This window comes from Sphingomonas bacterium, assembly GCF_028292945.1.
Taxonomy (GTDB): Bacteria; Pseudomonadota; Alphaproteobacteria; order Sphingomonadales; family Sphingomonadaceae; genus Sphingomonas.
Genome location: NZ_JAQGLJ010000088.1, coordinates 1 through 11,886 on the forward strand (window position 1 = coordinate 1; position 11,886 = coordinate 11,886).

At 64.5% G+C, this 11,886-nt stretch carries 7 protein-coding genes and 1 pseudogene; 7 read left to right on the forward strand and 1 reads right to left on the reverse strand.

All coding sequences use genetic code 11. The features are described from left to right. Positions 1 to 349 precede the first annotated feature (349 nt). Positions 350 to 457: pseudogene (locus JWN21_RS10000) on the reverse strand (IS6 family transposase); the annotation flags it as partial. Between the two features lie 267 nt (positions 458 to 724). On the opposite strand from JWN21_RS10000, the gene JWN21_RS10005 reads away from it, so the two are divergent. The 7 genes from JWN21_RS10005 (at position 725) to JWN21_RS10035 (ending at position 11,858) form a co-directional block, all read left to right on the forward strand. Then, the gene (locus JWN21_RS10005; protein WP_299649229.1) at positions 725 to 1,513 is read left to right on the forward strand and encodes an IclR family transcriptional regulator; all 789 of its coding nucleotides are present in this window, start codon (positions 725 to 727) and stop codon (positions 1,511 to 1,513) included. Positions 1,514 to 1,764: 251 nt separating this feature from the next. Continuing rightward, positions 1,765 to 3,060, forward strand: coding sequence for an MFS transporter (locus tag JWN21_RS10010; protein WP_299649231.1), 1,296 nt, complete (start codon positions 1,765 to 1,767; stop codon positions 3,058 to 3,060). Between the two features lies 1 nt (position 3,061). Then, the gene (locus JWN21_RS10015; RefSeq protein WP_299649234.1) at positions 3,062 to 4,063 is read left to right on the forward strand and encodes an NADPH:quinone reductase; all 1,002 of its coding nucleotides are present in this window, start codon (positions 3,062 to 3,064) and stop codon (positions 4,061 to 4,063) included. A 142-nt stretch (positions 4,064 to 4,205) separates the two neighbouring features. Beyond that, complete coding sequence (locus JWN21_RS10020; protein WP_299649236.1) at positions 4,206 to 5,924, forward strand: M28 family peptidase; 1,719 nt, start codon at positions 4,206 to 4,208, stop codon at positions 5,922 to 5,924. Between the two features lie 165 nt (positions 5,925 to 6,089). Next, complete coding sequence (locus JWN21_RS10025; protein ID WP_299649239.1) at positions 6,090 to 9,197, forward strand: TonB-dependent receptor; 3,108 nt, start codon at positions 6,090 to 6,092, stop codon at positions 9,195 to 9,197. Between the two features lie 49 nt (positions 9,198 to 9,246). After that, the gene (locus tag JWN21_RS10030; protein WP_299649241.1) at positions 9,247 to 11,106 is read left to right on the forward strand and encodes a S9 family peptidase; all 1,860 of its coding nucleotides are present in this window, start codon (positions 9,247 to 9,249) and stop codon (positions 11,104 to 11,106) included. A gap of 47 nt (positions 11,107 to 11,153) precedes the next feature. Next, a complete protein-coding gene (locus JWN21_RS10035; protein ID WP_299649243.1) occupies positions 11,154 to 11,858 on the forward strand; it encodes an aspartate/glutamate racemase family protein in 705 nt (234 codons plus the stop codon). Positions 11,859 to 11,886 lie beyond the last annotated feature (28 nt).

An 11,886-nucleotide genomic window follows, 5' to 3' on the forward strand; every position in this document is an offset into this window, starting at 1 on the left:
TGCTGGATGTGCTCGCGGCCGTGGAGAAGCGAGGTGCCATCGAGACAGCACACCGGCTTCGCCAGCGCATCTCAGACATTTTCCCCTGTGCGATCGCGATCGGGGCGGCAGAGAGCAACCCTGCGGCGGCGTTGGCGAAAACGCTCAAGCCTAAGCCGAAAGCGAAGCCACAGCCTGCCATCACTGTCTTGTGTACCTGGGTTTCGATGCAGTTCTCCGGGATGGCTCGCAACCGGTCGATTTCGAGCTGCCTCACCGCGGACCGCCAGTGGCGAGAGCCGCGCATAAGGCTGGCCCGCTGCCGGCGGATGTCGCGGGCGCACGTCGGACCGAGCCTGTTCCACGACAGCCGCACCGTCTCGTGACAGAGGTCGATGCCGCGCTCGAGCAGCAGGTCCTCGACGTTCCGCAACGATAGCGGGAAGCGGACGTACATCAGCACCACTGGCCGGATCACCTCAGGCGAGGAGTGGAAGTAGCGGAACGGACTGGCAGGCTTGCGAGGGCTGGCGGGGGGCGTCTCTAAGCTGCCCTGCTTACCAGCAGGTGGATTTGACGGTACCCTTGTCAGGCGTGCGGGGCTCTCTTAGAGGCGCGGGCTGACCTAAAGGTCAGCGGCGTGGCTGGACTGGCAACATGCTTATGCATCGTCTGGCGATAGACTTTAGCGGCCGTGCTCCATCGAGCGCGAGCGATTCGTCTGTGTACAGGCTCGGGGATTCACTTGGTCAAGACTTTGCCAAACGTCAGCGACAACCGTTATCGGATCGACGCTGTGGACAAGGCGCTCGTGCTCCTCGACACATTGGCGCTGATGCCGGGATCCAGTGCGTCGCAACTGGCAAGCGCGTTAGCCGCCAATCGCAGTCTCATTTTCCGGATGCTGAGCACGCTCACCGACCGGGGATTTGTCACTAAGGACCCTGACAACAGGTATCGGCTGGGGTCACGGCTTCTCTATCTCGGGCAGCAAGCCGAGAAGGGGACCGAGCTGATGGACATCAGCAGAAGTGTCCTGGATGAGTTGTTGGAGGCTACGCAGGAGAACGTATACCTGATTGTTCGGCAGGGGCTCGAGATGATCTGCCTGGCCGCGCGGATTGCGCCGCAGGCGGTGCGGCTGTCCGCCGATGTCGGGACCAAGGGCGGGCTGCATACCGGCGGTGCCGCCAAGATGCTGCTCGCCTATTCGCCGCCGGCGGTCATCGACACCGTGCTGGACCGGCACCTAGACGAGTTCGTTCCCGTCACCCTGCGCTCGCGCGAGCGCATCCTGGATGTACTGGCGACGATTCGGCGCGACGGCTATTACGCCGCGATCGGGGAGATAAGCCCGGATATCTACACCCTGAACGCCGCGATCTTCGGTATCGACGGCGAGGTCGCCGCGATCCTCTCGATCGCCGGCCCGACCAGCAGGCTCGACCCGGGGCGGCGGGCCGGCCTGCTGGACAGCGTACGAGCAGCGGCGCGGCGGATCTCGGCGAGGCTCGGTGGTTCCCACCCGAGCTGATCGCGCGACATGGGCGGCTTAGCGCTTGACACCCCGGCGCTGCACCATAGTATTCACAGAATGAAGCAGGTGTTTTGCTGAGTGAAACTGGTGGACCTGGGCTGATCCGCACCGGGAACGGCAGTCGCACCCACGGAGGGTCGCCGATCGTCCGACGGTCGTCGACGACGAGGGCCGTCGGGTGCCGCACGCCATCGGCAAACGTCGCCACGACCTGACGTTTGCATATGCCACACCGGGGGAATAGCCGAATGGACGCAGCGGCCACAGAGCAGGAAGCCGGGAAGCGGGTCCGGTGGAGCCTTATCTATGCGGTGTTCCTGCTGACCATCGTCAACGCGTTCAACTATATGGACCGAATGGTGCTGGCGGTCCTGGCCGAGCCCATCAAGATCGACCTGGACCTCTCGGACGCCGAGCTCGGCCTGCTGACCGGTTTCGCCTTCGTCGCGGTCTATGCCGTGGTCGGACTGCCGCTAGCACGTCTTGCCGACCGGATCGGGCGACGCTGGGTTCTGGCCGGATCGCTGGCGGTGTGGAGCGCGATGACGGCGATCTCGGGCTCCGCGCGCAACTTCACCGAGCTGGCGTTAGCGCGCGCCGGAGTGGGCGTCGGCGAAGCGGGGGGGATGCCGTCGAGCCATGCGCTGATCGCCGAGATGTATCCGCCGGAAAAGCGGGCCGTTCCGATCTCGATCATGACTGCCGGCGCGTGTATCGGCATCGCCGCGGGCCTAGGCTTGGGCGGATGGGTCGCCGGCACCTATGGCTGGCGCGCGGCGTTCCTGATCGTCGGTCTGCCCGGCCTCCTGCTCGCCCTGATCGTCGCACTGACGCTGCCCGAGCCGAAGCGCGCCGCGCCTGCCGACGATGCGGCGCCGCGACCACCCATGATAGCGTCCGTGCGAAAGTTGCTAAGCATCAAGACCTATCGCTGGCTGGTAGCCACGCACCCCTTTTACACCTTCATCACTGCCGGGCTGATCGGCTGGTTACCGCCCTTTTACATCCGTTCCCACGGCATGACGGTCGAGGCGGTCGGGGCCTTTTTCGGACTTGCCTATGGCTTCGGCATGGTGATGGGGGGCATCGTCGGCGCGCTGGTGCTCCAGAGGGTGTCGAAGGGGCGCGTGGAGATCATTATCCGCTATGCCGGATGGCTCATGCTCTTGGCGTTTCCGTTGTTCGCCGGGGCCATGTTCGTACCGAGCCAATGGATTTCCCTGCTACTCATCACCCTGTTCGGCATGACGACAGGGGCGGCGGGCGCGCCGATGATCGCGGGCCAGCAGGGGGTGATCGACAGCGGCAATCGCGCGCTCGGCTCGGCAGTGTCGGTGTTCTTCTCCGGCTATCTCGGTGCGGGGTTGGGGCCGGTGCTGATCGGTGTGGCGAGCGATTCGCTGGCACCGATCTATGGCGCGGAGGCGCTCAGACTTTCGCTGCTCTGTGCGTCGCTGGCGATCATTCCGCCGGGATTATTCATGCTGAAGGCCTCGCGACATTACGCCGCGGACGCGACGACTAGCAGCGGACAGGGAGGGTAACGTGCGTCAGGCATGGTATGATCGCACGGGCACGCCCGCAGAGGTGCTGCGGGTCGGGGATGCGCCCGTGCCACTGCCACGCGGCGGGGAAGTGCTGGTGCGGATACGCGCGTCGGGGATCAATCCGTCGGACTGTAAGCAGCGGCGTGGCTGGCCAGGGATGGCCCCGACGGGCCGGATCGTGCCGCACAGCGATGGTGCCGGGGTGGTCGATCGAGTGGGCGAGGGTGTCGATCCTGCACTGATCGGCCAGCGGGTCTGGGTCTGGGGCGCACGCGGCGGCATATTCTATGGCTTCGACGGTGGTCCTGAGGACGGCACGGCGACCGAATTTGCGAGGTTGCCCGTCGGTCATGTCGTCCCGCTGCCTGATTCCGTCGGGTTCGACATCGGCGCGGCGATCGGCGCGCCGGGCTGCACCGCGCACCATCTGGTGTTCGCCGACGGCGATGTGTCCGGCCAGGTGGTGATGGTCCGGGGCGGGGCGGGCGCAGTGGGCGAACTGGCGGTTTCATTCGCCAGTCGCGCTGGCGCGCATGTCATCGCGACGGTCAGTTCCCCCGAAAAGGCGGCCATCGCCCGCGCGGCCGGAGCACAGCAGGTCATCGACTATCGCCGGCAAGATGTCGCTGACGCGGTGCTGGGCGCTTACCCAGGCGGCGTCCATCGGATAATAGAGGTCGATTTCGCCGCCAACATCGTGGGCGACGCGGCGCTGATTCGCCGCGATGGCGTGATCGCGTCCTACTCCTCGCCGTCGGACCCAAGCCCGACGCTTCCCTATTACCCGCTCCAGTTCAAGGGCGTGACGGTGCGCTTCGTCCAGGGGGCCGCCCTGCCGAGCGGTGCCCAGGCCGATGCCGTACGTGCGATCTCTAGGGGTTTCGCCGAAGGTTGGCTGCGCCCGACGATCGCCGCTGCGTTCCCGCTCGACCGGATTGCCGACGCCCATGCACTGGTCGAGAGCGGCGCGCAGGTCGGCAAGGTCGTGCTGGAACTCTGAACAGCATCGTCGCACGCGCCCGCGACATCTTCGCTCATTCTTCGACCACATAATTTACACAAATTGCTTGCAGACGCGCGTCGCGTGTGTCAGGTTTTATGCAACGAACTCCTATTTCACTCAATAAAACGGTGGATACCCGATGCTGGCTGCTGGTGAGCAACAACTGATCGAGGCGGCCCGGGTGGATGATGCCTGGTCGCTCCTCGAGGAAATCAGCAGTTTCGTTCGCGAGCACCCGGTCGATGTCGATCGGTCGGTGGAGATGGTCGCCGCAGCGCTGCGGACGCAGGGCATCCCTGCCCAGGTCTCGCAGATGGAACTCTATCTGAGCCTGCCCGGTGCCGCGAGCGTCGAGGCTGATGGCGTGACGTACCGCGCCAAGCCGTCGGCGATGTCCGTCGCGGTTCCCGGCGGTCTGACCGGCAGGCTGGTCTATGTGCCTGGCCACAAGGACATGATCACCTCGCTGCTCGACCCCGACCAGGATGCGGGCGGCTTGCGCGGATTGATCGATGGCCGGATTGTCATCACCGACGGCATCGCCGGCCCGGGTGTCGTATCGTCGTTTGCGCCGCTGGGCGCGATCGGTGTCATCGCCATCAATCCCGGCCAGGAAATCCATTCGGCGATCTGCACGCCGATCTGGGGCAATCCCGAACTGCGCGACCTTGCCAAGAAGCCGACGATCCCGGTGGTCAGCGTGAACAATCCCGACGGCATGACGCTCAAGCAACTTGCCCGCACGAACACGCAGGTGACGATCACGAGCGCGCTGGAGGAGGACTGGTTCACGTCCAGCTATGTCTCGGTCGACATCGAGGGCCAAGTGGAGCCGGACAAGTTCGTCATGCTGCACGGGCATATCGACAGCTGGGACGTCGGCGTCGGCGACAATGGCACGGGCGTCGTCACGATGTTCGAGGTTGCCCGGCTGCTGTGGGAGCGGCGTGCCGAGCTGCGCCGGTCGGTGCGGGTCTGCTGGTGGCCGGGCCACTCCACCGGGCGTTACGCTGGCAGCAGCTGGTATGCAGACGCCTTCGCGATCGACCTGGCCGAGAACTGTGTCGCGCAGATCAACTGCGACAGCCCCGGATGCCGCTGGGCGACCGCCTATATAGACCTATTCTGCATGCCCGAGGCGATCCCCTTCCTGAGCGCTGCGGTGAAGGATACGACGGGCGCCGATGCGGAGACGATGCGGCCGTTCCGCGCCGCGGACTGGTCGTTCAATAACCTCGGCGTGACGGGCATCCTGGGCCTTTCGTCGACCATGCCCCCCGAACTGGTGGCGGAAAAGGGATATTATCGCGTCGGCGGCAACGGCGGTAATATCGAGTGGCACACCGAGCGCGACCGCATCGAAATCGCGGATCGCGACATCATGCTCAAGGATGTCCGGCTCTATGCGCTGGCCACCTTCCGCGTTGCGAACGCGGACATCCTGCCGTTCGACTTCCGTCTGGCGGCCGAGGAGCATCTTGCAGCACTCGACCGATATCAGTCGATCAGCGAGTTCATCGATCTCGCCCCGGCGATCGAAGCCTGCCGCGATCTTCAGGCGGCGCTTACCCGGTTCCACGACGCGATCGACGCCGGACTCGATCCGGCGACCGCCAACGCCATCATTCTCGACCTGGAGCGTGCTCTGGTGCCCGCCCATTTCGCGGTGCAGGGCCAATTTCAGCAGGATCCGGCGCTCGACACGCCGCCGCTTCCCGCGATCGCGCTGATCCAGCAACTGCCAAAGCTCGATGCCACCAAGGCTCGATTCGCGAAAACCCAGATCGTTCGTGGCCGCAACCAGATCGTCGCGGCCTTTCGCCGGGCACGACAGCGGATCGATCAGGAGGGCATCTGAGGGCAGTCGGTCGACCCGCGCCGCCGGGAACGGTTCCAGCAAGAGAACAACGAGACGGCACCGGATCGAAACACAGAATACAACTATAGGGGCACCGAGATCATGAGCATGTCTTCCGTTAAGCGTTACCTGGTCGCAACGTCATGTATCTCAGCGCTTTGGGTGATGCCCTCGGTTGCAGCCGCGCAGGAGGTTCCGCCACCGGCGGTCGCGGCCGCTGACGACTCGGAGGACGCCGAGATCGTCGTCACCGGCTCGCGCATCCGTCGCGAACAAACGTCGCAGCCGACGATCGAGCTGGGCGGCGCGCTGATCGAGGAGCGCGGCTACACCAACGTCGGTGAGGCGCTGACCGACCTTCCCCAGTTCGGCCCCGGCGTGAGCACGTTCGGCACCACCGGGACGACCTCTTCCGGCTCCGCAGGCGGGCAGACTTTCATCAACTTCTACGGCCTGGGCACACAGCGCACGCTCACTCTGCTCAACGGCCGTCGCGTCGTATCCGGCAACTCGCTGTCCAACAGCGCATCCGCCGGCGTTCAGGTCGACCTCAATATCTTTCCGACCGCGCTGATCGAGCGGGTGGACGTCGTCTCCGTCGGCGGGGCGCCGATCTATGGCTCCGATGCGATCTCGGGCGTCGTCAACATCATCCTCAAGGACAATTTCGAAGGCTTGGAACTCGATGCCCAGTACGGCATCACCGAACGTGGCGACGGCGCGGAGTATCGCCTGCGTGGCACGTGGGGCGGCAATTTTGGGGACGGGCGCGGCAACGCCGTACTGTCAATGGAATATACGAGCACCGAGTCGCTCAACCAGCTCGACCGTGCCGACATCTTCGCCGGCCCGGGCTTCCAGAGCAATCGCGCCCGGATCGCGTTGGCCGGCGGCGTCATTCCGTCCCAGATCCTGGTACGTGACCAACGTGTCCACGTCGCCACGAAGGGGGGCATCCCCCTGTTGGGCAACGGCACGACCGACAACGCGGTCAACACCGGCGTCCCATCGGGCGCCGCGTCCGCGGTCCAGTTTGCAGGCAATGGCGACCTGATCCCCTATCGCCCCGGCATCACCAACGAACTGCTGTTCGCCGACGGTGGCGACGGCCTGTTCCTTCCCGACTGGGTCGACCTGCGGCAGGAGAGCAAGCGCTTCATCGCCAGCAGCTTCGCCGACTATGACGTGACCGACGGCGTCACGATCTTCGCTGAGGGCCTGTTCGCCCAGAACGATTCGCGCGATCCGCGCAACTCGCCCTTCATCAACAGCAACGCATTCCCCAACGGGCCGCGCGACGTCATCCCGGTCCTGCTGTCGAACCCATTCCTCACCGCCCAGGCGCGCGGCGTGCTCACCGCGGCGCTCGACACGAACCGCGACGGCATCGCGGACCGCGCGATCATCGATACCAACGGCGACCGGATCGCCGACGCGCCCGGCTTCTTCCTCAGCCAGTTCAGCGACAAATATCAGAACGGCGCCCCGAGCGAGAACCAGATCCAGACCTATCGCGGGGTGATCGGGGCGAAGGGCGATTTCGAGGCGCTATCGCGCAAATTCAATTGGGACATCTCGTACAACTATGGTCGTACGGACAGCAGCTTCTCCGAGCCGGACCGGCTGACCGGCGCCTTCTACAACGCGGTGAACGCCGTTGCGGTCACGTCCGCCAACCGTGCCTCGGTCCCCGGCGGGACGTTCGTGGTGCGCGGCGGTCAGGTGATCTCGGTCGCGGCGGGCGGGGCATTGGCGGGCGACATCGTCTGTGCGTCGTCGCTCAACTCCGCGCTAAGCCGCGGCCCGGGGCGTGGCGGGTGCGTCCCTTTGAATCCCTTTGGCGGTGACGGCATCAGCAAGGAGGCGCTGTCCTACTTCATCGTCGACAAGACGTCGCGGTCGCGGCTGGAACAGCAGGTCGTCCAGGTCAATCTGGCCGGCGAACTGTTCAGGCTGCCGGCCGGGCCGCTGAAATTTGCGCTCGGCTACGAGCGTCGGGTCGAGTCCGGGTCGTTTGATCCCGACTCGTTCTTCAAGCTCGGTCTCGGCGACGCGCCGTCGATCGCGGGCATTCAGGGGTCCTTCTCGACCAACGAGTTCCTAGCGGAGCTGTCGGTTCCCGTCCTCAGCCCGGAGATCGCGAGCTTCGGGCCCTTCGAGATCTCGCTCGATCTCGAAGGGGCGGGACGCCTCGTGAAGAACTCGGCCGTGGCGACCAAGGCGACCTACACCGGCGGTGCGCGGCTATCGCTGATGCGCGGCCTGTCGTTCCGCGGCAACTACACCCGCTCAATCCGGGCCCCGGCCCTGACCGAGCTGTTCCTGCCGGTCCAGCGGGTCGACTCGTTCGCCAACGATCCCTGCGACATCGACAACATCGGCAACGGCGCCAATCCGTCCGCGCGTCGGGCCAATTGCATCGCGGCCGTGATCGCGAACGGCAATGCCAACAGTGCCGCGGGGGCGACCACCTTTCTGTCGGGCTACGAGTCGATCATCGACAACGCGCTGCAGCCGATCACCGCGGGCGGCAACCCGAACCTCGATAACGAGATCGCGACATCGTACACGATCGGGACGACGATCGCGCCGGCGTTCATCCCCAATCTGTCGCTCAGCTTCGACTGGGTCGACATCTCGATCGCCAACGCGATCTTCAACGTCAACGGCTCCAACCTGATGAGCGCCTGCTTCGATAGCTCGGCTTATCCGGTCGCGGTCTGCGACTCCGTGTTCCGGGGTTCCGATTTCCAGGTCTCCAACCTGATCACCGGGTTCGCTAACATCGGCTATATCAAGTTCCGGTCGCTTACCGGTCAGCTGCGCTACAACGTCGACCTAGGCAATTTCGGCGAGCTGAAGCTCGGCGTCACCGGCCAGTATATCGACAAGTCCGAGATTTCCGTCCTGGGCACCGGCGACGATCTCAACATCAACGCAGGCGAGCCCGCCAATCCGAGGTTCACGGCGCAGGCCAATGTGAACTGGATCTTCGGGGGGACCGGTGTGCTCCTCCAGACGCAATTCCGCGGAAAGTCGGACATCAACAAGGCCGACCGCGATTACGAGACGCTCCAATACCCGTTCATCGGTTCCTATACCGAGTTCAACCTAGCACTCAGCCAAAAGGTGAATGACCAGTATTCGATCCGGTTCGTGATCGACAACTTGGCCGACAGGAAGCCGCAGGTTCAGGCCGTCGCATCGGGCAACGCCTACCTCTTCGACGTTCTGGGTCGCCGTTTCCGCGTCGGCGTCTCGGGTAAGTTCTGAGGCGCGCCGGGCCCGGTGCGCCGGGCCCCCTACATGGAGGAGAGTCAAGATGACGTTCAAAGGCTGGATGGCTTTCGCGTTTGCCCTAGCGACGCCGGTCGCGGTGGGGGCCCAGGCTCCGCCGATCGCGCTGACCTGGGAAAGTGCGTTCAAGAACAACATGGGCGCGCGGGGAGCCGCGCTCTCGCCCGATGGCAGGTTCGCCGCGGTCTCGGCGAACACCACCGACAAGAGTGGCATCTTTCTGGTGCCGGTCGCCGGCGGAACGCCGCAGTTCTGGGTCTCGGGGACCGGCGCAGAGTGGCTACCCGACGGCAAGGGCATCGTGTTCGTCGAAGACAATGACGTATGGACCGTGGCGGTGGGGTCAACGACTCCGCGGCGGATCACCAACGACAAGAACGACGAGCGGGCGCTGCAGGCGTCGCCGGACGGGCGCACGATCGCCTTCTACAGCGGCCGATCGGGCAATCAGGATATCTGGCTCGTTCCTACCGACGGCTCGGCGCCGGCGCGGCAGGTGACCAAAAAGTCGATGGCTCTCGACGATTTTCGTTACGCGCCGTCATGGTCGCCCGACGGTCGGAGGATCGCCTATTACTCGAACAAGGCCAATTACTGGCACGACGATGTATGGCTGGTCGACGTGGCGTCAGGTCGCGAGGCCCAGCTGTCCAGGTCGCTGATGGCGATGTCGACGCCCCGCTGGTCGCCCGACGGCAAGACGATCGCCCTGATGGGGAACGTCAAGACCGACTTCTGGTACGAAGATCTTTCCGAAATCTTCCTGATCGACGTGGAGACGAAGGCCGAGAGCAAAGTGCCGATGCAGGTGTTCGCCACCGACCTGCTCAACAATCACACCGTCTCCTGGTCGAAAGATGGCAAGGAGTTGTTCTTCCCCTATCACGAGCGCGCCAATGTCGAATTGTGGCGGGTTCCGGTCAAGGGTGGTGTCGCGACGCGAATGACCAACATGGGGGGCACGTTCCGCTCCTATGACGCCGCCGCGAACAGCAGCGGGTTCGTTTTCGTGCGCTCCACCCCGACGCGCGGATCGGAGATCGACTATTTCCCAATCGGTGGCGGGGCTCCGCGTCAGATCACGAATTTTGCGTCGAAGTGGCAGGGCCTCGTCGAGCCCGAGGAGATCAGCTTCCGCAGCTGGGACGGCCTGTACATCCAAGGTTTTGTCTTTCGCCCGCCGGGGTTCGACCCAGCCAAGAAGTATCCGGCGCTCGTTCAGGTCCACGGCGGCGGCACGAACTCCTTCTATGCCGGCCTCTCCCTGCAGGAACAAAAGCTTGCACAGGAGGGCTATGTCGTCCTTGCAATCAACTATCGCGGCGGGTCCGGGTTCGGCAGGGTGTTCCAGGATCTCGCGATCAACGACTGGGCCAACGGCCAGGCGCTCGATGCGGCGAAGGCAGCCGACTTCATCCGCGCTCAGCCATGGTCCACCGGCAAAGTCGGTATCTATGGTTATAGCTATGGGGGCATCACCTCGATGGCGGCGATCACCCGGTCGCCCGACACCTTCGATGCGGCCGTGCCGATGGCCGGAATCTATGACTTCGCCGACGCGTATGAGAATGCCGACCGTCTCGGTAAGGTCTTTCTTGCTTCGGGACACGGCGGGTCGCCGAAGGATCGGCCCAGTATCTATGCGATCAGCAACTCGCTTTCGCGGGTCAGCCAGATCAAAACCCCGGTCCTGATCATGCACGGCGAGGCCGACGTCCGGGCACCTTTCCGGCAATATCAGATGGCGGTCGAGATCCTGAAGCGTGAGGGCAAGGTGTTCGAGAGCAAGAGCTATCCGAACGAACCGCATGGGTTCCGCAACCCCGACAATCAGGTCGACATGTACACTCGCCTGTCGGCCTGGTTCGCCAAGTATCTGAAATAGGCCGGCAGCTAGGCGCAATCTGGTCCGTCCCCGAGGGATTGTCGAACATGCACATATGCTATGTCATCCCCGGGGACCTTTCCCTGAGCCGATATGGCTCGGCGGAAGTCCGGCGCAGGGAGGCTGTCCTCCAGGGCTGGGCCTTCGTCGGGACGCGGGTAACCGCGACGGACGTCCAGAACGGTATCGGCTCGATCGAATCGAGCTACGACGAACTCCGTGCGGCCCCCGCCGGGATCGAGCGTATCCGTGAGATCGAGCGCGGCGATGTCGATGCAGCGATCATGGGCTGCTTCGGCGATCCGGGCCTGGAAGCCGCGCGCGAGATGATCTCCATGCCCGTTATCGGCCCGGGTGAAGCGTCGCTACTGCTGGCCGCGCAGCTAGGGCACCGGATCGGTATCGTCGCGGTGTTCGACAGACTGGCGGCAATGCATCGGGGGCAGGCGTTTCGGGCCGGAGTGCTGGAGAAACTATGCTCCGTCCGGGGCGTCGATATCCCCGTCCTCGACCTGGCGAACGCACCCGAGGCAACGTTCGACCGCCTCGTCGAAGTCGGTCGCGCCGCGCTGGAGCGCGACGGCGCAGAGGTCCTGATCTTGGGATGCATGTCGATGGCGTTCCTCGACGTCGCCGATCGTCTCTCGGACGTGCTTGGCGTGCCGGTGGTCAATCCGGCGAAGGCCGCGCTGAAAGCAGCTGAGTCGCTGGTCTCGATGCGAATTTCGCATAGCCGGAGGGGGCGCTGTTAGCCCAAATGCACCGCTGTTTTCCGATCTG

Bases quoted from the DNA above. Each gene is read 5' to 3' on its own strand.
- JWN21_RS10020 (WP_299649236.1), top strand. From the start codon at position 4,206: ATGCTGGCTGCTGGTGAGCAACAACTGATCGAGGCGGCCCGGGTGGAT.
- JWN21_RS10030 (WP_299649241.1), top strand. From the start codon at position 9,247: ATGACGTTCAAAGGCTGGATGGCTTTCGCGTTTGCCCTAGCGACGCCG.
- JWN21_RS10035 (WP_299649243.1), top strand. From the start codon at position 11,154: ATGCACATATGCTATGTCATCCCCGGGGACCTTTCCCTGAGCCGATAT.
- JWN21_RS10025 (WP_299649239.1), top strand. From the start codon at position 6,090: ATGCCCTCGGTTGCAGCCGCGCAGGAGGTTCCGCCACCGGCGGTCGCG.
- JWN21_RS10010 (WP_299649231.1), top strand. From the start codon at position 1,765: ATGGACGCAGCGGCCACAGAGCAGGAAGCCGGGAAGCGGGTCCGGTGG.